Below are 22592 nucleotides of genomic sequence, written 5' to 3'. Positions count from 1 at the left end.
GACGACAGCCATTAACGTCCCATCTGAGTTCTGTTAAAAGCTACTGCTAGCGTTTTCCCCGCGCATTATTAAAAGCAATGTTCATCGATAACGAAGACTGTTAATGCACCGTATGTCGAAGTGAGTATAAATATTCAGTTCTAACGGGCAACTTGTCAACTTACTGTAACAACAATAAATATATTATTAGTTATATTTTTTGTGGCGTAGTCGCCGCAACCACCCAATAAAATATTTATACATTTTTATTGCATAAACATTCAAATTAGATACACTAGTCGACGGTTAAAGCATCCAACTCACAATTTTGAGTTGCGACTTGATAGGAATTGATGATGACACAACCAACTCGCGTTGTTGGTTCAACCACTGGCAGCGATAAAGAGTTTACCTCTCCCCTGGCTGGCTACACGATGCATAGCGTACGACGATGCGTGCGCCTTTCTATGCTTTTGCGGTAGCACACTTTTTACCTTTGTGATGTGGTCGCGGTTAGGCAACGAATAACGCCCAACCAGTTTACAAAGGTAAAAAGTGATTTTTTTCTCCTTTTATTGAATTTTTGATTATGTACAACGTTTCAATTATTGGTGCCAGTGGTTACACAGGGGCACAACTCGTTCAGTTGGTTATTCAACACCCAAAACTGGTATTGGCGGGCACTTACGTGTCTGAGAATAGTAGCGACGCGGGTAAGAACATTGCAGAGCTTCACGGTAACTTGGCTCACGTAAACTCTACACTTACGCCAATTTCGGATGCGGCATTAGAAGAAATGGCTGACGGTGTCAATTTTATCTTTCTTGCCACACCGCACGAGGCGAGCCACGACTGGATGCCTGTCTTATCTTCAGGCAAAGCCAAAGTGCTCGATTTGTCGGGTGCATTCAGGCTAAAAGACACGAATGTCTTTGAACAGTTCTACGGCTTTCCACATACGCAAGAGCAAAGCTTGGCTCAAGCTGTTTACGGCCTTGCCGAGTGGCATGAAGCGCAAATTGCCAACGCTGACGTGATCGCTGTGCCGGGGTGCTACCCCACTGCGAGCCTTAGTGCGCTTAAACCTCTTGCACATAATAATTTACTGGATGAAAGCGTACGCCCTGTAATTAACGCTGTTTCAGGCGTATCGGGTGCAGGAAGGAAAGCCAGCCTAACCACCAGCTTTTTTGAAGTTAGCCTGCAGGCATACGGCGTGCTAGGCCATCGTCACACCCCAGAAATTGAAGCTTACTTGGGCACCCCTGTTATCTTTACGCCGCACTTGGGTAATTTTAAACGGGGGATCTTGGCGACCGTGACCGTTAAGGTTAAAGCTGGTACCACCAGCGCACAACTTGAACAAGCGTACACTGACGCCTATGCTGATAAACCCATTGTGCGTTTGCGCAAGAGTTTTCCAAAAATTGACGACGTTGCTCATACCCCATTTGTTGATCTTCATTGGAAGTTAGATGAAGCATCTGGATACGCAGTGATTACCGCTGCAATCGACAACGTAATGAAAGGTGCTGCCTCTCAGGCAATACAGTGCCTTAACATAATGACGAAACAACCAGTAGAGACAGGGTTAGTACTATGAGTGTTTCACCAATTGTAATTAAAGTTGGCGGTGCATTACTCGACGACACCGCCGCAATGACACGTTTATTTCTAAGCGTCAAAGACGTGCAGGCCACACGCCCCGTTGTAGTGGTTCACGGAGGCGGACCATTAGTAGAAACGCTTATGGCGAGTCTTGGTCTTCAAAGCACAAAAATTGATGGCCTTCGGGTTACGCCCGATGAACATATGCCTTATATCTGTGGAGCCCTCGCAGGCTCTGCCAATAAGCAGCTATGCGCAGCAGCTTTGGCTTCAGGCTTAACCCCTGTTGGTTTGTCATTGTTAGACGGCAATATGGTGGTGTGTGAGCCACTAGCTGACCAGTATGGTGCCGTGGGCGTACCGTCAACAGCAGATGCATCATTTCTAAAAAGCGTATTAGCCCAGTCAACACTACCGGTAATCAGTTCTATTGGTTCAAGCCCACAAGGTAGATTACTAAATGTAAATGCCGATCAAGCCGCAACAGTTATTGCTGAGCTTCTTAACGCTGAGCTTTTACTTCTTTCCAATGTTGACGGTGTGTTAGACGGTGACAAATTGCTAATTAGCGAACTTAGCGCAGCAAGCATATCGAAGTACGCAGATGAAGGCGTTATTACCGACGGGATGAAAGTAAAAGTGGATGCGGCACTCGCGTCTGCAGAGAATTTAGGCCGCGCAGTTTACATCGCGAGTTGGGCCGCCGACATCAACGACATTTTAAATAAGAAAACGGGCACGCAAATACTGCCCTCAGCCCTGACAAATACACCGTCAAAAAACGCTGATTTACCCCACACCGACTTTACAAAAGGCAATGCCGGAGAAGTACAATGAAACAGGACCTACTAACCTTTGCAGACTGGACACCCGACGCAATGAAAAACTTGCTGCAATTGGCTGTAGAAATTAAACAAGCCCCAGCAAGTTACAGCAACGTGCTAGCGGGGAAGTCAATTGTTGCCCTGTTTGAAAAGCCGTCTTTGCGAACCCGCGTTAGCTTCGATATTGGTATAAACAAGCTCGGCGGCCACATGGTGTATTTGGATGTGCAGTCGGGCAAATTAGCCGGCCGTGAAGACGCAGTAGACACCGCTGCTAACCTAGCATGCTGGGCTGACGCCATAGTCGCTCGTGTTTTTTCTCACAGCACGCTGGAAACCTTTTCTAAGGCTGCAAATGTGCCTGTTATCAATGCATTGTGCGATAAGTACCACCCGTGCCAAGGCCTTGCCGACTACCTTACAATGTTTGAACGCTTCGGCAAAACCGAAGGTCTTACCATGGCCTATGTAGGCGACGGCAACAATGTAACCCATTCTCTGTTAATTGTTGGGGCGCTTCTAGGTTGCAACCAAGTTGTAGTCACGCCAGAGGGGCACGAAGCGGCACCTGAAATTGTGGCGCAAGCCAAAGCGATTGCCGAGAAAACGGGTGTATCGATTGTTGAAAGCACTGAGCTTAGTGCTGCTAACGGCGCAGACGTTATCTATGCAGATACATGGCTTTCAATGGGTGACGAGACGCCACTTGAAGTGATCAAAGAAAAGTTCATGCCTTATCAGGTGAACGAAGCGTTGATGGATGCAACCGGTGCTAGCTACGTTATGCACTGCCAACCTGCCCATCGCGATTTAGAAATTACGGGCTCGTTGATTGATAGCGATAAATCGCTATTAATGCAGCAAGCCGAAAATAGAATGCATGGCCAAAACGCCATTCTTACTCAATTACTTAACGCTTAAAAAGACGCCTAAAAAGACGCTTAGAAGGATTATTTAGATGCAAAACGTTAAAAAAATCGTGCTGGCCTATTCAGGCGGGCTTGATACATCAGCCATCATTCCATGGCTTAAAGAAAACTATGGCTGTGAAGTTGTCGCGTTTGCAGCAGATGTGGGTCAAGGTGATGAAGAACTAGAAGGGCTTCATGAAAAAGCTATCGCATCTGGCGCAAGCGAATGCCACATTGTTGATTTGAAAGAAGAGTTCGTAAGCGAATATATCTTCCCAACTATCACTACCGGTGCGGTTTACGAAGGTGAATATCTACTGGGTACGTCAATGGCACGTCCGGTTATCGCCAAAGCGCAAGTTGAGATTGCGCGTAAAGTAGGTGCCGACGCACTATGCCACGGCTGTACGGGTAAAGGTAACGACCAGGTACGCTTTGAAAGTACCTTTGCGGCTCTAGCCCCAGACCTTACGGTAATCGCGCCATGGCGTGAGTGGGACATGGTAAGCCGTGAAGACTTATTGGCTTATCTAGCTGAGCGCAATATTCCAACCACGGCGTCAGCAACAAAGATTTACAGCCGCGATGCAAATGCATGGCACATTTCACACGAAGGTGGCGAACTTGAAGATCCATGGCAAGAGCCTACCAAGCAAGTGTGGACCATGACCGTTGACCCTGAAGATGCACCAGACACACCTGAACGCGTAACCCTGTCGTTCAACGAAGGTAAACTGACCCACGTTGATGGTGAGGCACTATCGCCTTATCAAGCGCTAGTTAAACTTAATACTGTTGCTGCGGCACACGGTGTTGGACGTATCGACATTGTTGAGAACCGCCTTGTAGGTATGAAGTCACGCGGCTGTTATGAAACGCCAGGAGGCACCGTACTGCTTAAAGCGTATAAAGCCCTAGAAACTATGGTGCTAGATAAAGCTGCGCTTAAATACCGTGAGCAGATTGGTCTTGAGTTCTCACACGTGATGTACGACGGCCGTTGGTTCACCGCACTTAACGATGCGCTATTAGCTGGTGCTGCTTCTTTTGCGAAAAAAGTAACAGGCGATATCGTGGTTAAGCTTTACAAAGGCCAAGCCACGGTTACCCAGCGTAAATCACCAAACAGCCTTTACTCTGAAGACTTTGCTACCTTTGGTGCAGACGATGTTTACGACCAGAAGCACGCTGAAGGCTTTATCCGCCTGTTCAGCCTTTCAAGCCGTATCGAAGCATTGAAAAAACAAGGTGAACAGTAAGCGTTACATACAATCGTAAAGCTTAAGTCAGAACAGCATTTAAGGAGCATCACATGGCGTTGTGGGGTGGCCGGTTTGAATCCGGTGCAAGTAGTATGTTTAAACAGGTTAACGATTCGCTGCCGTTTGACCAAGTTATGGCAAGCCAAGATATTCAAGGCTCTATCAGTTGGTCGCGTGCGCTGCAAAAAGCAGGCGTATTGACCGTTGATGAACAAGCCCAGCTTGAGTCTGCATTGAGCGAGTTAAAAGCGAAAGCTGATGCAGGTGAGTTAGACTTTAACGCATCTAGCGAAGAAGACATTCACAGCTTTGTTGAAGCTGCGCTTATTGAAAAGCTTGGTGACATTGGTCGTAAACTTCATACTGGGCGTAGCCGAAACGATCAGGTTGCCACCGACTTTCGCTTGTGGGTACGTGAACATATTGCCTCACTTCGCGCTGATGTTTTAGGTGTGATCAAATCGCTTCTGAATGCCGCTAGCCGTCATCAAGAAGCGATCATCCCAGGTTACACGCACTTACAACGTGCACAGCCTATTCACTTTGCACACTGGTGCTTGGCTTACGTTGAAATGCTAAAGCGTGACTTAAGTCGTTTAGACGACTTAAAAGTACGTATGAACCAGTGCCCCTTAGGCTCTGGCGCATTGGCAGGCACGACTTTCCCTGTAGACCGTCATGCCATTGCTGAAGAACTGGGCTTTGACTCTCCATGCCTTAACAGCCTAGACGCTGTGTCGGACAGAGACTTTGTGCTAGAGCTTTTATTTGTAGCCAGCACTAGCATGATGCACTTGTCACGTCTTGCCGAAGACATGATTTTCTATAACTCTGGCGAAGCAGGATTCTTACAGCTTGGCGATAGTGTAACCTCTGGTTCATCGCTTATGCCGCAGAAGAAAAACCCTGATGCGCTTGAATTAATGCGCGGCAAATGTGGCCGTGTGTTTGGCTCATTGCAGGCCCTGCTAGTTACCATGAAAGGCCTTCCTCTTGCCTACAACAAAGACATGCAAGAAGACAAAGAAGGCGCTATCGATACGGTTAATCAGTGGCATATTTGTTTATGTATTGCCAGCGAAGTGCTTGATTCACTGCAGTTAAACGAAGAGCGCTGTCGTGTTGCGGCAACCCAAGGGTTCTCTAACGCCACTGAACTTGCCGATTATCTGGTAGGTAAAGGTGTACCGTTTAGAACAGGCCACGATATTGCAGGACGCGTTGTGCTTCAGGCCATCGACAAAGGCTGCGCCATTGAAGATTTGCCACTAAGCGACATGCAGGCTATTTGCGACAAAATTGAAGACGACGTATACCCGGTACTACAGCTAGAGTACGGCGTGAATCAACGCAATATCTTGGGCGGCACCAGCAAAGAAACCGTGACGAAAGCACTGTATCAAGAGCTGGAAGACTTGGATAAGCAAGGGTAGCGACAAGGAACTGCTTAGATGGTATTAGCGCATCATGACGGCATAAAATTGTTTCGCAGTTCACTGCCCTATATTAATGCTCACCAGGGAAAGACCTTCGTTTTGATGTTCGGTGGCGAAGCCATCGAACATCCTAATTTCCCAAATATTATTCACGACATTGCCCTGCTTAATAGCTTGGGCGTGCGCGTGGTCGTAGTGCACGGTGCCCGCCCGCAGATTGATCAGCGCGTAGCCCTTCGCAACATCGAAGGTCGCTTTGAAAGCGGTGTACGCATTACCGACAAACAAACCCTTGAGTGCGTTAAAGATGCCGCCGGCTCGGTACGCTCTCAGGTAGAAGCCCTACTGACTATGGGGCTACCAAACTCACCTATGCACGGCTCGCAAATACGTGTGTGCTCTGGCAACTTGGTCGTTGCCAAGCCAATGGGCGTGCGAGGCGGCGTTGATTTTGAAAACACCGGTTTAGTACGTCGTATTGATACCACCGGCATTAACGATCATTTAAACGATGGCTCAATTGTACTGCTATCGCCTATGGGCTATTCATCAACGGGAGAAGTGTTTAACTTATCTCACGAAGACGTAGCTACGCAGGCGGCTATAGCCCTTAAAGCTGACAAGCTGATCGTATTTTCGAATTTTGATGGTGTATACAACCGCGAAGGTCGTTTACTTCGCACCATTGAACGCCCTCAATTAGAACAGCTTATCATGGCAGGCGACATTACCACTGAAGATACGGTGTTGAGCGCCCTCACCACCAGCGTTGCTGCAGGTGTTCCCCGTGCCCACTGCATCAGCTTTGAAAAGGACGGTGCCTTGCTTCAAGAGCTGTTCACTCGCGACGGTACGGGCTCGTTAGTAATGGAACATCATTATGAACAACTGCGTGCAGCGACCATCGAAGATGTGGGCGGTATCTTAAAGCTGATAAAACCACTAGAAGAAAGCGGCGTATTGGTAAAGCGTTCTCGTGAGCGTCTAGAGAACGAAATTAACCAGTTTATAGTGATAGTGCGCGACGGCATGATCATCGCCTGTGCAGCCTTGTATTTATACCCTGAAGACGGCTGTGCCGAGTTAGCCTGCGTGGCAACCCATCAAGACTATCGAGGAAAAAACCGTGGCGAACGGATTTTAGATGAAGTGCGCGCCCGTGCTAAAGAAGCCGGTATTAACAGCATTTTTGTACTGACCACAGTTACCGCACACTGGTTTTTAGAGCAAGGGTTTGAACCTGCTGACATAAGTGCGCTACCTGCCGTGAAGAAAGAGCTGTATAACTTCCAGCGTAATTCTAAAGTATTCACTTTATCGGTATAAGGCCCTACGCACTAAGCCCAATCAATTTAGACGTTTCCTTATTGTTAATTAGTAAGGAAACTTCCCTCTCCTTTTTATATCATATTGAATATATTAGCGTTATGACTATGTTTATTGCTACCACTCACATTAGCAAAGGGTTATATTAAACCATTCACTCCGGTGAATTATTTGCAACACTCTAGTATTGAACTTATTTAAACGTCAGCGGTTTACTAGTGATTTCTCGAACAATAAGAATTTTAAAACACTATCTTTTACTTGATGAAGATAACCTAAGAACCACCGATGCTGACGTGTGGCGCCTCAGTGTGCTGCGCACTATTCTGCTCATTGGCGTTGTCCTTACCTCGGCCATCGTGGCGCACTCTTCATATACTGCGTATGTACAGGAACTTTATTATGTTATGTACTTAACGCTGGGCTTCACTGCTTTTCTCTTCGCCACACTTTCGATAGGCTTGAAGGATATAAAGATCGCTTCTGCGTGCTTAGTTTTAGCGGTAGTTGGAGCTTCCCTGTGCATACTCTTCTTCACAATAGACTTAGAATCGGCGCGTTATGGCTTACTTTTGCTGTTTACGCTGCCTATTATTGTTCGAGTTTTGTATGGGGTGAAAGCATCCATTGCGACCATGCTATTCAATCTCATTCCGTATTATTTACTGCTGAACAATACGCAAGTATCTCCTTTGTTCGGCATTGATATTACATTGCCGGATACCCACACGTATTTAGCATCGTTAATTTTCCTGTTTTTCAATTTCTGCATTCCAATGGCTGTACTGCGGGTCATGTCGTCATTAGAAAAGCAGTCTGAGCACAATTTATTACAAAGCAAAAAGCTTAATAAACTTGTTAGCCGTTATCAGGAAATTTTTAACAATGGTGGTACACCGTCTTTCTTTTGTGACGAACAAGGGCGCGTAATTCAGGCTAACAAGGCTGCAAGAGCGCTAGTCAAAAAGTACCGGCCAGAGAGTGAATATATTCAAGATCTCTTCTCTTTATCTCACCCCATTACAAAGGGCGTAAACCAACACGCTTCTATTTTTAACGCACCCGAACGAGAATTTAAGCTTCAACCTGCTAGCCTTGAGCATCACAAAAAACAACTTATCCACTGCCATGACATATCCGCCAATAAAAAAAGCTTGATGGAGTTTGATGCATTCAAGAAGCAGCAGTATGAGAAGCACTATTTTAATGAACTAACGGGACTGAAAAACCATCACTTTTGGAAAATAGCGGAGTCGAGCGAGAGTATTTTAAATCGACATATTGTCCTGCTGAAACTGGCTAACCTCAGAGAAGTAAACCTGCAATACGGTTACAGTCAAGGTGATCAGCTGCTTTTAAGCGTAGCGTCACTTTTACAAAGCGAATTTACAAATGATGTCTCGGTATATCAATTCCCTGGCGCTAAATTCTTATTTACCGTAAACGGCAAACATCTTTCAACACAAAGTATAGAACATTATCTTGAGCGTCGATTGCCCACCAGCATGATTATCAACTCAGCGCGAGGCACTGTAGAACATATGCTGAAATGGCGAGCGGGGCATTATCATGCCAGTCGTGAAATTAGTTTAGATGCGGCCGCCGAGTGCTGCGCAATAGCGCTAAGCCAAAGCGATGAATTCGCGCCGTACATCTCCTTTAGTATCAATACGGTGAAAACTATTCGAGAAAATACGCAACAAAAAGATAAGGTAAAGGCCCTTCTTGATAATGGGTGTCTTGCTTTGTATTTGCAGCCTCAGGTGTCGCTCCATGGCGTTACGGTGGGCTACGAAGTGCTGGCAAGATTGAAAGAGCCAAAGTCTGGTACCGTTCTTCAACCATTTCAGTTTCTGCCTTTGGTGGAAGAAAACAAATGGGAAGTACTGTTCACACAAAAAATTATCGATGGCACCTTGGCACTTTTAGACAAGTGGCCTAGCAACCTACCCAAGGTCCCCCTAGCGATTAACTTATCGGGGCCAGAATTACTTAGCGACCTCTTTTATGAAAAGCTATTACGTCGCTTCTCAGAGAGCCCTGAGCTTGGAGCACGCCTTAAATTAGAGCTAACAGAGACGTCTGTATTAGCCAGCCATTACGAGACTAAGCGACGCCTAACGTCGTTAGCCAATGTAGGAGCAACCATTATTATTGACGACTTCGGCACTGGTCACGCATCACTTTCCCAGCTTATTGATATGTCTGCTAGCGTTATAAAGGTAGATAGAGAGTTTGTAGAAAGGGTGGAAACGTCTGAACGACATCGCAAGATTGTTAAGATGACTCTAGACCTCGCTAAGAGTTTAGACATGCAGACCATTGCCGAAGGGGTAGAAACACAGGCACAGCTGCGTGTACTTAAAGACATGGGTTTCAATATTTTCCAAGGATATTTATTTGGAAAACCGGCTCCTATTGAGCATTGGGTTAAGACGGCAAAAGCACGCGCATAAAAACATGAAAATCGCGACTTGCGTTCAACATGTGTAATTATCAGAAATTGAAATAGTCGTACTATTGCAAATCTTAACAATCGGCGCTTTACTGGTATGACCAGAAGCGTAACGAAAACTAAGGTATGCCTTGTGAGCAAGACGATGACAAAGGACATTCAAGTAACCTGTGAAGATGGTACTCATCTAGCAGCTTCACTTTTCACTCCACATTCCCCCGCTAAAGCTGCAGTTATGATTGGCCCTGCAACGGGTATAAAACGGCAATTCTACAGCGCTTTTGCCGCCTATTTATGTGAACAAGGCTTTGGTGTTATTACTTTCGATAACAGAGGTATTGGCGGTTCGGTAAAAAGCAGCGTTAAAGAAAGCGATGCGTCGTTGGTAACATGGGGCGAGCAAGATATGCCAGCGGTGCTAGAGACATTGAAAATTCATTTCCCTAACGTCCCCTACTTTCTTGTCGGTCATAGCGCTGGTGGTCAGCTGCTGGGTTTAATGCATAATGTGCACGACCTTACTGCCTTTTGTAATTTTGGTAGCTCTTCGGGCAGTCTCAGAAACATGCGTAAAAGCTATTTGCTAAAAGCCCATTTCTTCATGAATTTCTACATTCCCGTGAGTAATTTACTGTTCGGCCATACTAAATCTCAGTGGGTCGGCATGGGAGAGCCACTACCTAAAAAAGTGGCCCGTCAGTGGCAAAAATGGTGTAACGGTAAAGGCTACGTAAAAACGGGCTTTGGCAGTGATGTTAACGAGCATCACTACGACACCATTCAGATACCTTCTAAATGGCTGCTCGCCAATGACGACGATATTGCTAATATTCATAACGTTCACGATATGATTAGCGTTTTCCCCAATATGGAAGCAGAAGTTGAGGAGCTAGATCCACAGGCCTACAACGTAAAAGAAATAGGTCACATGAAGTTTTTCTCCCGTAAATGTCAGCATTTATGGCCTAAGGTCACCAATTATTTTAATCAGTATGTGTGATATTACCCTCGAGCGAGCGTTTTTTATCAAAGCGCTCGAACTCAATATGGGCGCTCTGGTTACGCGCTAAGCAAGTGTGTATATTCTTCCTTCATTTGAAGGAATGAGGCCTTGCTGATGTTCGCTAAAGTCATCTTGTAGCGCGCTCAACCCTTCACGCTCTTTAACGTTTAACCAACCGGCGCTCCACACAATGGCTTTTGATACAAACCCGCTACTTAACTTCTGGTACTCAGCAACCCCAATCTCAGACATACGCTGCTGTATATGAGCAGGAGCAAAGAAGAACTCCTCATCGCTTGACGGCTTAACGTCCTGCCAGTGAGTAAGCCCTACGCTGATGTATCTTGTTAGGTGTTCACCAAGTTTATGTTTGATGGATGCTTTGACCTGAGCACTTCCTGACATGTCGACCACAACAGTGCTTTTCAGTTGCAACATGTCCAGCTGTTCATAACCAATAACGGCGCTGTATACACCCAATGCTTCTAGTGATGCAACACGCTTTTCAGAGGTTACACCTATTGCGTTAATACCGGCTTCTTTAAACGCAAAAGCAAGCCCTAAACTGGTTTTGCTTGAAGCACTTAATACTAATAACTGCTCTCTTTGTGCCCCAGGTATAGCATCGACCACTTCTGATAAACAAAAGGACGTTGCGTAAAGCGGCCACAGCAACATCTGAAAGTTTTCTTGCTCGTGCTGCTTAGTGCTTATTTCAGCGTTAGCGTGGGCCGTTAGTGAAGGAAGTGGTCGGTAGACATTATACCCTTGAGGCAACTTCAAACGATGAGGGCTACAGTCTATTAAATTGTTGTTTGTCACCGTAGTGTTAGCCATAACCAAATATTCAGCGGGCGGGAAATAACCAAGGAAACGACTTCCTACTTCTACCGCATCGTTGTTAGAGCTAATTACTTGACCCACGCCCCATACCGGAATAACACCCCAGTTTTCGTTACTACTTGTATTAATGGGTGGAAAAAACTGCCAATAACCAAGCTTGTCACCCACCATATAATAGGTCAAGTTATTGGCAGTAAACGCGAACCTTTCAATTTTGATTACTACGTTTTTTGCCTTTCCAGCACCCTCTGTCTGCGCATTATCAGGGCTATCAACTGTTTGCATTATCCGAAAGCGATTTGGGTTCGTTTTGTCTATTTGAAACTGTTTCATCGATATTTATAACCTTTTAAAGCTGTCCGCTCGCTTTTAAGCTGAGTATGTAAGTCATCAGCTTTTGCATGGCCGGTGCCGCTGCTTGCTTCAATCGCCCTAACACCTGCATTTTTTGCATATCGTCTTTTGCCACGCCGTGTACTATTTTTGAAAAGCCATCTAGTCGACAATGGTAGATCCACGCTTTAAGCGCTGGGTCTTCACCCCAAATTTGCACGTTTCGTAACATTGCTGCAGTCATTGGTAACCAATCGATGTCGCGATTAGGCAGCGGAACCACTTGTGTCAGCATCTGCTTTTGTTGTTCATCGCTGTAGGCTGCCTCAACGTGAGCAATAAGCGCCGCACTAAAAACAGGTTGATAAGCACGCACTGTTTGAGGGGTGATGGTGTCGCCGTCGAACACTGCTTTAATCTCTAAGTTAGTCAGTGCAGAAGCTGAGCAGTCAATAACCAACGCGTTATCTGGCATCTTCCATGTTGTGCTTTCAAAACACAATTCTTCGCGGCTGATATGTTTAACACGACCTTGTCTAACGACAGATGGCAGCGTTTGTAAGGCTTTAAGCTCTAATTCGCTCACCGTTGCGCCGTGAAACATACTGGGTCTTACTTTCTTATCAATACGCAGTAAAACGCCCCGCTCTTCCAATTTGTCGAACATATCCTCGATGGAAGTTGACGCAGCGATAGCTTCCATTTGGTTTGCTTGTGCCCCAATAGAATCAAAGAAGAAGTCATCCAAGGGCTGGGTATTTTTCCGGTTCAGTAACCATGCATCTCGCGATACTACCCAGTGGATATTATGCGGGTCGACGTGATTTTCAAGCAGCCATAGGCAGGTATCAATACCCGTTTTACCCCCACCGACAACCACATAGTTGTCAAAGCCTTCGATATTTTCAACTACTGTATTAACCGGCGTAAATGCAACGTCGTCGTCGCGGGTAAAGCTAGGTGTATGAGTAAGCGGAATATTAGTGTTTAGATAAGTGGCATCAACAATTTTCTTGTTAACCGTAACGTTATAGTGCTTGCCATTTAGCATAGAAACAAACTGGTTATTGCCCGTATATTCACAAAGCGGGTAATACTGCACTCGGTTTGAAGGCAAAAAGGTTTCGTTCATTACCGCATCGAAATACGCACTCACTTCTTGGCCTGAAGCTAATCCCATTAAACCTTCATTCAATCCTGTTTTATCAATAACGCCACGATTTAACTCTTTTGAACACACGCCATAAAAAGCTGACGGCTGGTGAAGGGTAACGAAGGGATAAGCGTAGTTCCAATGCCCTCCGGGCTTCGCATTTTTATCTACAATCAAAATGTTAGCTTTAGTTTCGTGAAGTAGTACGTCAGCAAAAGCCATCCCTATGGCGCCAGCACCAACAATTAAATAATCGCAGGTTAATTGCTCAGTTTTCATATATAGTGTCCTTATGAATAACCTGCGGGCAGGCAGGTTAAGTGTTAAACCAAGAGATATAACGGCGTTATAAAACCACTTTACATAACGGTGTTATATTGCGCAACATGTAAATGATGTGTAAATGAAAAAAGATACGCGAAAAAAGATCTTAGACGCTGCCTCAGCACTATTTTTGAAAGGCGGAACGAACGCACTTAGCGTGCGCGCCATTGCTGACGGTGCAGGTATGTCAACGATTGGCATCTATAGCCACTTCAAAGGTAAGCAGGGCATTTTAGATGCGCTTTACATTGAGGGTTTCGAATTAGTAGAGCGTGAAATGTTGGCAGCCGACGGCAATACTGCGGCAGAAAAAGTGATTAATGGCTGCGAGCGTATTTTAACGTTTTCAGAAACTCATGCGGCCCATTATCGACTAATTTTTGCTTCTAATTTAAAAGACTATACGCCATCGGATGAAGCTATCGAGGCAGGTGAAAAAGCCTTTATCACGCTAACTAAGCTAACCGCTGCGTTAATTAAAAAAGATCTGTCTGTTGAAGAAAAGCAAGATGTAGCTATGCAAGTATGGGCGCTAAATCATGGTTATATTACGTTGAATCAGCACGAAATTAGCAACCGTATTACTTGGAACAATTGGAAAGAACGCGCACTGCAGGCCATTCGCTTGCACGTTTACGCCCTCGTCGCTACCCAGTAAAAAAGGGGTCAGAGTCTGAGGTATCCCCACAAATAATATAACGATATCAGTGAGATAAAAAAAGATAGGAACATTCATGACGTTTGGTGATCAGATCAATCGCCAAACTTCACTGAGGCCAAACAGCCATGAATGCTCTATCTATTGTGAACAAAGTCGTATCGCTTGTCAGCTACAATATGCATAAAACTCGTCTAAGTGCGGTCACGGCGTGCGTCAAAAGTCTGCTTAATGGAAGCGCTGCAACTGTAACCAGCATAGGTCGAGGAATTAATACTAAAGCCTTTGAAAAACAACGGATTAAACGTGCTGACCGCTTGCTCTCAAACCCGCATTTACTAAGTGAAACACCGCTTATCTATGCATCTATATGCCAACTATTTTGCGGCAACACAACACGCCCTGTTATCTCAATCGACTGGTCAGATTTAGACGACCGTAAAGCGCATTTTCTTTTACGCGCGGCAATATCCCTGAAAGGTCGGCCCATCACACTTTATCAAGAAGTGCATTGCAACAAGACCAAAGAGAAACCCGCCACCCACAAAGCATTCTTAAAGACATTACACGCCATGTTACCTTCAAATTGCCGACCCATTATCGTTACCGATGCAGGGTATAAATCGCCTTGGTTCAGAGAGGTACTAGCGCTAAGGTGGGATATTGTTGGACGCATCCGTAAGCCACATCTTTATTCACTTGATAAAGGAGATACGTGGCAGTGTATTCGCTACCTCTATACTCAAGCAACCTGTCGACCGAAGCGTTTTGATAACAGCCAAATAGTAAAGAGCAACCCCTTTACCTGCACGCTAGTTCTGTTTAAACAGAAATCTAAAGGGCGTCATGCTTCAAATCCAGATGGTACACGTAAAGCCTCAAAGCGGTCGAAAGTCCATGCGCAAGGAGCAAAAGACCCATGGCTGTTAGCCACATCACTGGCACCTCATCGAAGCTTATCGAAACAAGTAGTGGCCATTTACAGGCAACGAATGCAAATTGAAGAAGGCTTTAGAGACATGAAAAGCACGAAGTTCGGGCTTGGCTATTAACAGAATAAAAGCGTGAAAAAGCAGCGTCTAACAATACTGGTATTGCTGACGACGTTAGCGTCACTCGTAGCTATATTACTGGGTATAGTACTTGTCTCATCGAATAAGCATCGGCGCTTCCAAGCCAATACCGAAACCAGGAGCGTGTTGTCATTCCATTACCTTAGACTCAGGGCTGTCGCTTGTCGAATACGATTTACTATGCGACAGTGGAAAGCTGCGCTCAAATGGTACAGCTCCATAGTCGACGCAGCCTGGGCCGGAGGCATATGAAATTAAATTCGTGGGGATCCCTCAGGGTCAGAGTACATTTTAATAAAGTACTCTGACCCCATTTACTCTATTTGCTGGCTACCGCCTTTCTCACCCGTTCACCATAGTCGCTATCAGCTAGGTCGTATTGAACGAACATTGCCTCTTGAACGTCCTTAGTAGCTTGGCTTAAGCCGTCAGCAATGTTGTTTACCAGCTGTTGTTTTTGATCTTCACTCATAATGCGGTAAAGATCACCGGCCTGTGAGTAGTTATCTTCGTCACGGTTATCGTAAATATCTAACCATGCATCTTGCTCTAGCGGCATAGGCGGCTCTTGAACCTCTGGTGCTTCAGCCGGCTCACCAACTCGCGCGCGATTATTTGGATAGAAGTTGGCTCCACTTCCTGCAAGTGCTGGGTTAATTCCCGCAAAGGCTCCATCTCGTTGATAATTGTGCACTGGACAACGCGGCGCGTTTACCGGTATTTGGTTGTAGTTTGCACCAATACGGTATCTGTGCGCATCTTGATAGCCAATTAGACGCGCTTGAAGCATTCTGTCTGGCGACGCACCAATACCCGGTACCAAATTGCTCGGCGCAAACGCTGCTTGCTCAGTTTCTGCAAAGTAGTTATCAACATTACGGCTTAACTCCAACTGACCTACTTCAATTAATGGAAAGTCGCTGTGCGGCCACACCTTCGTTAGGTCAAACGGATTAATGTGGTAATTACGCGCTTCCTCTTCATTCATAATCTGCACATTTACGGTCCACGATGGAAATTCGCCGTTATCAATGCTTTCGACCAAGTCTTGCTGAGCGCCATAAGCAGGCATCTTTGCCGCTTCTTCGCTAGTTAGCGTTTTAATACCTTGGTTAGTTTTAAAGTGCCATTTCACCCAATAGCGTTCGCCTGCGTTATTCCAGAAACTCAACGTATGAGAGCTATAGCCATTCACATGACGATAAGAAAGTGGAATACCGCGATCAGACATCAAGATTGTCGATTGGTGTAATGACTGAGGGTTGTTCGCCCAAAACTCGTACACGGCCTGCGGATCCGGCAAGTTCGTACGTGGGTTCTTTTTCTGGCTGTGTATAAAGTCAGGGAACTTAATGCCATCTCGCAAGAAGAATACGGGTGTATTGTTTCCAACCATATCCCAGTTACCCTGTTCAGTGTAAAACTTCACCGAAAAACCACGAGGGTCACGAGCATAGTCACTTGAATCCTGACCACCACCTACGGTAGAAAAACGCAAAAACACGTCGGTTTTTTGCCCCTCTTTTTGCAGAAAGTCTGCAATAGTATAATTAGACAAACTTTTAGTTAGCGTAAAAGTACCATATGCTGCACTACCTCTAGCGTGAACTACGCGCTCTGGAATTCGCTCGCGGTTAAAGTGTGCAAGCTTCTCAAACAAATAATGGTTGTCGAAAGTCACCGGCCCGCGTGGCCCCGCTGTTCGGCTCTGATTATCATTGGCAACGGGCGCACCATTGCTAGACGTTAGCGTAGTAGGTTTTATAGCTGCACCTGAAAATGGACATTTACTCATTGCGAATTCCTTCTGGTTGTTTTCTCGCCCTCTTTTCAGCTTTACTTAACGTCTCGCTAAAACTGGGCATTACAAGCGTAATCAACAACGTTGTGCTAATTACTTTTTTCGTTTAGAAAGATGTTCGTTGATTTAGAGCAGCAGTTAAAGCGAACAAAATAGATGGTCCCAATCGTGATTTCGAATCACACTGAAGTGCTTGTTACTAGATGGCTGGTCTGACATTCATTATGTAACTATCGGGGGCTTCGTATTACAGGGGCATGTATAAGCGAGCTTAGTGTGGCTGGAAAAAGTGGGCGCTAGTTGTTCAGAGCGTACTTTTTTACGAAAGTGTTTATACCACTCAGTAGCTTGCTCCTTGGGCATACCAAATCACAATGGGTAGGCATGGGCGTGCGCCCACCTAAGCAAATAGTCAAACAATGGCGGCGATGGTTTAACGGCAATGGCTATGTCGAAACTGCTTTCCCAAAAGACATTCACACCCGTTTTTACGATTACATTATACTACCATCAAAATGGCTACTCGCCGCTGATGATGCCATTGCCAACTTTAAAAAATGCAGAGGATGTAGTGCGTATATTTCCTAACGTCAGCGCACAAATAAAGATGCTTCACCCTAGCAATTTTAAGAGGAAAGAAATAGGTCATGTGAAGTTCTTTTCTCACAAAAATATCAGTACATCTGGCCCCAAACCTTTCAGTTTTTTGTACAGCTTGTGGAAAGCTAGCGTGCTTGTTCCATGCGAGACAACAGTGCGATTGCTTTTTCTCGTTGTTCAAAAGGCGTTGATGAGTTGACTAAGCGACTTAAAATGCGTTTCGCTTCTGAGTAGTTTTCTAATTCTACCAAGGTATAGGCAAGGTGATATTGTAGTGACAAAGATGTAGCATTTCGCACTGACGCTTCTCGAAGCAGAGGCAGCGAGGCCTGTGGTTGGCCATTAATGGTTAGCGCCCAACCATAAGTGTGCAGCACATCGGAGTCTTTGGGTTGTAATCGGTAAGCTTGCTCAGCAAAGTGTAAGCTCTTTTCGTTATTTATGAGTAAATGAAGCTCCGCTAATCGATTATATAATGCAAACCGGTTTGCTTCTGGTGCTACCTCTAACATATAAAGATAGTGATTAATTGCGGTGTTAGCATCGCCATAATAATAGTGATATTGCGCCAGTAAATTACGGGTGAAATACCTATCGGGCTCTTGTTCTACCGTCGCAGTTAAACGCTTAATCAAGGCCGAAAAATCACCTGTTTTGACACTTAGCGCATACAGTTTGGCAAAGGCTAAATCGAAGGTTTCATCTTCATTCAGCACCTTTTGATAAAATGTCATCGCTTGAGTGAAACTACCTTTTTTCTGGGCTAATTCACCAAATTTGAATAACACCTGAGGGTGCTTAGGATAACTTTTTATTATTGCTGACAGACTAGATTCTGCGCGTTCAACTTTATTTAATGCTAATAAAAGCTTCACCCACTGAAGTTGTAAATCTAGGTTTTCTGGTTGCAATAATCGAGCTTTATCCATACTACTCAGGGCTTTATCTTCATCACCCACAGCCAACCAATTTTGCGATTCACTTACCAGTATGTTTACCGGCCTATTAAATATTAATTCTAGTTTTAGAAGAGTTGATTTTGCATTTTCTACATCGTTTGCTTTGATGTAAAACGTAGCCAGTTGCACTAGTGCCAAAGGATTACCTGGCTCCTTCACTTCTAATTCACGCAATGCAGCAATGGCACTTCTGTAGTCTTGTCGCTGATTCATTGCAGCCACGGCGGAGAAAGTTATTTTTCCTATTGGCCCAAACTTTTGTAAAAGGTATCTATACCGTCTATCCGCCGATTCAAAATCGCTTCGACGCATGTCAATATTCGCCAATTGAAACACCACTTGAAGGTGATTTCCTTTTTCTTCTTCAAGCACAAGTAAAATAGCTTCAGCGTCGTCTAACAATCCTTTGTTGATTAGCATTGTTGCTTGATTGTATCGCGCAGCAAAAAGATCAGGCGCCTGGTTGAGAACATCGGATAGTACAACTTCAGCCTCTGCGTATTTTTTTTCAATCAGCAATTGAGCAGCGTACATATTTAGAATCGTTATATCATCAGCAAACTGCGCTCTTAAAGTGGCGATGGCTTTTGCGGCTTTTTGAGTTTCGCCGGTATCGAGAAAATAAAGAGAATAGGCCACTAACACTTGTCGATTGTCTGGGTATTGCTCTAATAAATTGTTTAACTGTTCTGCAGCTTCTTTAAATTTACCTCGGGAGAATTCTACCCGAACCGCAAACAAAGCAACGTCTACATTATCGGAATACAGTTCAGTTAAGGAAGATAGCAATCTTACTGCTTTAAAATTACGGGCGTTTTCTAAATACAAACTACCTAGAAAAATTGCCTGCTCAAGATGTTGTTCTATCAATTCCTCCTCGTGATTTTGTAGCCCTAACATGGCGGCTTTTTTATCGCCCAACGCCATGTTAGTAGTTGCTAGCAAAATCGCGGTTTGCAGGTCTTGTTCGCTGTAGGTTGTAAATAGATCAAAGCTATCTCTTGCTTGTTCGAAATTGCCTTGCATCAAGGCTACCATACCCCGCAAATAGAGCAAGGAAGGTTCCGCTATCATCATTTCTTCTGGCACGTTAGATAAACGCTGATCGATTTGCTCTAGTTGAGGGCGAATATTAGATAAGGCGTCTATCTGGCTAGTAAGCCAACTATTGACAAACATTAAGTATAGGTCATCTTCCGCTTCCAATAACAAATCTTCGGTGACTAATAACGCAGCGTCCAAATCGGCTATAGCCACATAAGCATCAATTAAACTTCGTGCAATTTTTGCGTTATTGGGCGAAATACGATAGGCGTTGTTGAAATAACGCTGTGACAGCAGCACATCACCTCTTGCACTTGCAAGACGACCAAGCGCCCACCATGTTAAGGCTTGACTGTCGTCCTCAGCAAGCGAGCGTTGAAGCAAGGTATCTGCCTGTTTATATTGACCATCCTCAATTGCCAACAAGGCCAAACCGTTTAATCCCAGGGGATGATCTGGTATTTGGGTAAGCAATTCATTATATTCCCTTTGGGCACATAGCCGTCTAGATTCAATCAGGCACGCTTCAGCACGAGTAGCGCGCCATTGTGCCAAGTGGGCCTTAGATAAGTCAGTAGATACGTCTATGGCTAGTATTTGCTCTGACTTTTGCAAGCGCACCAATACTCTTGACCAATTAGGCAACACCAAATTGGAGTCTGCACCTTTTTCATAGGCATGTAAATAGGTTTTGTGGGCTTGTTCCCACATCCCTGTTTCGAAATAAAGATTGGCTAAAAGTAGGTGTGCAGGAAGATAATCGGGGTTAACTTGTAGCACATTCTTTATATGGATAAATGCGTCGTTGAAAGCTTTAACTTCATAACTAACGATGGCAGATTCATAATCTAAACTCGCAGTATCTTTTTGATCAGCATTGGCGAATGCCGTGAATGAAAGTGTAAGTATGAAACCAAGAATACTTACACAAATTCGTTTTCTCATTATTTAACGGGTTACTTTAAGCCTGCGTGTAATCATCAATATACTGGCGATAAGTATCAAGAACAAGTTTGAGTTGGGCGCTGGAACTTCAACAACATTCGTTTCACGTTCATAGTTAAATACAAAGTTGTGAAACTCACGAGCCCCAGTGTAAGACTCAGACGCGAAGGCGCCGTCAAATGATGACCCGCCTGTAGTGTCTGCAAAAGGCGCAAGTACAGACCCTTTTACATTCAGGTTATTGAAATCAATACTTTCAGCATCATAAAAATTCCAGAGAATATTTGAGTAGTAACTTTGCTGGGTAAAATCACCTGTACTGTTTACGCCACCACCAATAACAATGTCCTTGCCTTGCAAGTCGCTGGCAGACACATTAATGATAATGGTTTCAGCACTGCCTGCAATTAAGTTTAATGAACTGTTTTGGGCAAACACTTCGCTGGCCGAAACATTAAACACAGCAATTTCATCAGTACCTGTATAATTAAACGTGCCGTTGCTGTATGTGCCATTTTCTGTAAGGCTTGAGTAGTAAGCAGTATCTGCATATAAAGAATTAGCAATGTCGGTAATAGACACATCGGGGTTATAAATAGCCTGACCGTCATCACCGTCGTTCAATTCTACCGTCGATGCGTTTAAGGCCCCGCCGTAGACGAGATTATTGTCTCTAAGCACCCGAATACCATTCGCGTTGACATCACCTACAATTGTCACCGCATCAATAGCTGTGTCGGTATTGGCTAACCGACTCCCAAACTCAGCAGTGCGTCCTTGAGCGTTTAAATTTCCGCCAATAAATGCCTGCCCTTCAACATCTCCACCTTGGAAGTTGTAATCTTCTAGCAAAATAAGATTATAAGTGCCGAGCACATTCGATGTCGTTTTACTCGTGCTGGCGGTTTCAGCCGCTACGGCGGTGAATTGAACAACGCAAAAAACAAAAAAAGTGCAAAACGCATAAAACGACTACCCAACGTGTTAGCGAAACTAAAAAAAGCGCAAGCCCTTTAAGGACGCAGCCTAAAATACTCGGAAATGAAAATGGTTCTGTTAATCTACCATTCTTGGCCACTGAAAAGCAAATATCACACCAACTTTAAAACCCCAATAAACTCACACGCTTAAGTTTTTCACATGTACTTAACACACCTTTTTTGTATATTTTCTTGACAGTCTTGCGCCTAAAACTGCAACTTTAGTTGCAGTGGAAATAAAGAAGAGGCACTAGTATTACGCCTCTCCAGCTATGAATTCAGCACTAGGGCTTCTTAAGGCCGCGGCACTTCCACACCTCTGTAGATTACTTTTTTGCAATAAAGGTCTAGCGTTAGCTTTTATCCGTAAATAAAGAAACAACAGTCCGTCAAATATTAAGGGCTTGCATAATGACAAAGCCACTCATAATCATTACCGGTTTTACAGTGTTGTGCATCATTAACTTTGCGTCTTGGAAGACCTTTGAAACACTTTGGCGCATTAACAGCAAGAACAACGAGCTAACTTTTATGGGTATTCCTGGCTGAACAAGGGCTTCAAATTAAGCGTATAGACAGGCATTTACCTGCATGAGAAAAATATCCGACAGCAAAGAATTTGTTTCGCTTATTACCATTACCGAAAGAGGAAATTATCGCGGCTTTGTATTTTTTGGGCAGGGCTGTGAAGAAGGCGCGATTGTCTCAGAGCGTCTAACTTACAGTGCGGCAGAACCACCAAAACTTGAAGTATTACACTGCCTGCATGAAAAGCCAGTATATATGAAAAACTGGCCGGCAGTACCCACCGAACGCTGGCGAGGTCGTGTGGGCAATTTTGAATCTTAAAAATTGGGGGCAGAGTCTGAGGTATCCCCACAAATAATATAACGATATCAGTGAGATAAAAAAATAGGAACATTCATGACGTTTAGTGATCAGATCAATCGCCAAAAATCACTGAGGCCAAACAGCCATGAATGCTCTATCTATTGTGAACAAAGTCGTATCGCTTGTCAGCTACAATATGCATAAAACTCGTCTAAATGCGGTCACGGCGTGCGTCAAAAGTCTG

17 protein-coding genes are annotated in these 22592 nt (G+C 44.7%); 12 read left to right on the top strand and 5 right to left on the bottom strand.

Going from position 1 to position 22592, the window contains the following annotated elements:
• Positions 1-568: 568 nt before the first annotated feature.
• The 8 genes from argC to KUL49_RS19745 all read left to right on the top strand — a co-directional run bounded on the left by argC (position 569) and on the right by KUL49_RS19745 (position 10801).
• The gene (argC, locus tag KUL49_RS19780) at positions 569-1582 is read left to right on the top strand and encodes an N-acetyl-gamma-glutamyl-phosphate reductase (RefSeq protein WP_131138365.1); all 1014 of its coding nucleotides are present in this window, start codon (positions 569-571) and stop codon (positions 1580-1582) included.
• Positions 1579-2424, top strand: coding sequence for an acetylglutamate kinase (gene argB / locus KUL49_RS19775; protein ID WP_014997131.1), 846 nt, complete (start codon positions 1579-1581; stop codon positions 2422-2424). Before argC ends, argB begins: the two co-directional genes overlap by 4 nt.
• Positions 2421-3332, top strand: coding sequence for an ornithine carbamoyltransferase (locus KUL49_RS19770; RefSeq protein WP_131138364.1), 912 nt, complete (start codon positions 2421-2423; stop codon positions 3330-3332). Before argB ends, KUL49_RS19770 begins: the two co-directional genes overlap by 4 nt.
• Positions 3333-3369: 37 nt before the next feature.
• Complete coding sequence (locus tag KUL49_RS19765; protein WP_131138363.1) at positions 3370-4581, top strand: argininosuccinate synthase; 1212 nt, start codon at positions 3370-3372, stop codon at positions 4579-4581.
• Positions 4582-4634: 53 nt separating this feature from the next.
• Positions 4635-6017: an argininosuccinate lyase gene (argH, locus tag KUL49_RS19760; RefSeq protein ID WP_014948049.1), complete on the top strand. Its 1383-nt coding sequence runs from the start codon at positions 4635-4637 to the stop codon at positions 6015-6017.
• Positions 6018-6035: 18 nt separating this feature from the next.
• Positions 6036-7346, top strand: a complete 1311-nt coding sequence (gene argA / locus KUL49_RS19755; protein ID WP_075177760.1) for an amino-acid N-acetyltransferase — start codon at positions 6036-6038, stop codon at positions 7344-7346.
• A 218-nt stretch (positions 7347-7564) separates the two neighbouring features.
• The gene (locus KUL49_RS19750) at positions 7565-9802 is read left to right on the top strand and encodes an EAL domain-containing protein (protein WP_131138362.1); all 2238 of its coding nucleotides are present in this window, start codon (positions 7565-7567) and stop codon (positions 9800-9802) included.
• A 144-nt stretch (positions 9803-9946) separates the two neighbouring features.
• Positions 9947-10801 (top strand): alpha/beta fold hydrolase, encoded by an 855-nt coding sequence (locus KUL49_RS19745; protein ID WP_014948047.1) that lies wholly within the window; start codon positions 9947-9949, stop codon positions 10799-10801.
• Between the two features lie 66 nt (positions 10802-10867).
• Here KUL49_RS19745 and KUL49_RS19740 read toward each other — a convergent pair whose 3' ends face one another.
• The gene (locus tag KUL49_RS19740; protein WP_131138361.1) at positions 10868-11980 is read right to left on the bottom strand and encodes a DUF2855 family protein; all 1113 of its coding nucleotides are present in this window, start codon (positions 11978-11980) and stop codon (positions 10868-10870) included.
• Positions 11981-11996: 16 nt separating this feature from the next.
• Complete coding sequence (locus KUL49_RS19735) at positions 11997-13412, bottom strand: FAD/NAD(P)-binding protein (RefSeq protein ID WP_131138360.1); 1416 nt, start codon at positions 13410-13412, stop codon at positions 11997-11999.
• Positions 13413-13536: 124 nt separating this feature from the next.
• Here KUL49_RS19735 and KUL49_RS19730 point away from each other — a divergent pair, with 124 nt between their 5' ends.
• Together KUL49_RS19730 and KUL49_RS19725 are read left to right on the top strand one after the other, a co-directional pair.
• A complete protein-coding gene (locus tag KUL49_RS19730) occupies positions 13537-14115 on the top strand; it encodes a TetR/AcrR family transcriptional regulator (protein WP_131138359.1) in 579 nt (192 codons plus the stop codon).
• A gap of 128 nt (positions 14116-14243) precedes the next feature.
• Positions 14244-15167, top strand: a complete 924-nt coding sequence (locus KUL49_RS19725) for an IS4 family transposase (protein WP_242633904.1) — start codon at positions 14244-14246, stop codon at positions 15165-15167.
• A 340-nt stretch (positions 15168-15507) separates the two neighbouring features.
• On the opposite strand, the gene KUL49_RS19720 is transcribed toward KUL49_RS19725, so the two are convergent.
• From KUL49_RS19720 to KUL49_RS19710, 3 genes are all read right to left on the bottom strand, one after another.
• Entirely contained in the window at positions 15508-16983 is a 1476-nt protein-coding gene (locus tag KUL49_RS19720) for a catalase (RefSeq protein ID WP_131138358.1), read from the bottom strand.
• Between the two features lie 731 nt (positions 16984-17714).
• Positions 17715-20537 (bottom strand): tetratricopeptide repeat protein, encoded by a 2823-nt coding sequence (locus tag KUL49_RS19715; RefSeq protein ID WP_131138357.1) that lies wholly within the window; start codon positions 20535-20537, stop codon positions 17715-17717.
• 3 nt (positions 20538-20540) lie between these two features.
• Positions 20541-21413 (bottom strand): choice-of-anchor A family protein, encoded by an 873-nt coding sequence (locus tag KUL49_RS19710; RefSeq protein ID WP_131138356.1) that lies wholly within the window; start codon positions 21411-21413, stop codon positions 20541-20543.
• A 515-nt stretch (positions 21414-21928) separates the two neighbouring features.
• Between KUL49_RS19710 and KUL49_RS21375 the strand changes: the two genes are divergently transcribed.
• A complete protein-coding gene (locus KUL49_RS21375) occupies positions 21929-22066 on the top strand; it encodes a hypothetical protein (protein ID WP_242633903.1) in 138 nt (45 codons plus the stop codon).
• Between the two features lie 42 nt (positions 22067-22108).
• Positions 22109-22366, top strand: coding sequence for a hypothetical protein (locus KUL49_RS21370; protein ID WP_242633902.1), 258 nt, complete (start codon positions 22109-22111; stop codon positions 22364-22366).
• Positions 22367-22592: the final 226 nt, after the last annotated feature.

Source organism: Alteromonas sp. KUL17 (genome assembly GCF_006538305.1).
GTDB lineage: Bacteria > Pseudomonadota > Gammaproteobacteria > Enterobacterales > Alteromonadaceae > Alteromonas > Alteromonas macleodii.
This window is presented reverse-complemented; position numbering and strand designations above follow the sequence as displayed.

Bases quoted from the DNA above. Each gene is read 5' to 3' on its own strand.
- KUL49_RS21370 (WP_242633902.1), top strand. From the start codon at position 22,109: ATGAGAAAAATATCCGACAGCAAAGAATTTGTTTCGCTTATTACCATT.
- argA (WP_075177760.1), top strand. From the start codon at position 6,036: ATGGTATTAGCGCATCATGACGGCATAAAATTGTTTCGCAGTTCACTG.
- KUL49_RS19770 (WP_131138364.1), top strand. From the start codon at position 2,421: ATGAAACAGGACCTACTAACCTTTGCAGACTGGACACCCGACGCAATG.
- KUL49_RS19765 (WP_131138363.1), top strand. From the start codon at position 3,370: ATGCAAAACGTTAAAAAAATCGTGCTGGCCTATTCAGGCGGGCTTGAT.
- KUL49_RS19735 (WP_131138360.1), bottom strand. From the start codon at position 13,412: ATGAAAACTGAGCAATTAACCTGCGATTATTTAATTGTTGGTGCTGGC.
- argB (WP_014997131.1), top strand. From the start codon at position 1,579: ATGAGTGTTTCACCAATTGTAATTAAAGTTGGCGGTGCATTACTCGAC.
- KUL49_RS19740 (WP_131138361.1), bottom strand. From the start codon at position 11,980: ATGAAACAGTTTCAAATAGACAAAACGAACCCAAATCGCTTTCGGATA.
- argC (WP_131138365.1), top strand. From the start codon at position 569: ATGTACAACGTTTCAATTATTGGTGCCAGTGGTTACACAGGGGCACAA.
- KUL49_RS19745 (WP_014948047.1), top strand. From the start codon at position 9,947: ATGACAAAGGACATTCAAGTAACCTGTGAAGATGGTACTCATCTAGCA.
- KUL49_RS19715 (WP_131138357.1), bottom strand. From the start codon at position 20,537: ATGAGAAAACGAATTTGTGTAAGTATTCTTGGTTTCATACTTACACTT.
- KUL49_RS21375 (WP_242633903.1), top strand. From the start codon at position 21,929: ATGACAAAGCCACTCATAATCATTACCGGTTTTACAGTGTTGTGCATC.
- argH (WP_014948049.1), top strand. From the start codon at position 4,635: ATGGCGTTGTGGGGTGGCCGGTTTGAATCCGGTGCAAGTAGTATGTTT.
- KUL49_RS19730 (WP_131138359.1), top strand. From the start codon at position 13,537: ATGAAAAAAGATACGCGAAAAAAGATCTTAGACGCTGCCTCAGCACTA.
- KUL49_RS19725 (WP_242633904.1), top strand. From the start codon at position 14,244: ATGAATGCTCTATCTATTGTGAACAAAGTCGTATCGCTTGTCAGCTAC.
- KUL49_RS19720 (WP_131138358.1), bottom strand. From the start codon at position 16,983: ATGAGTAAATGTCCATTTTCAGGTGCAGCTATAAAACCTACTACGCTA.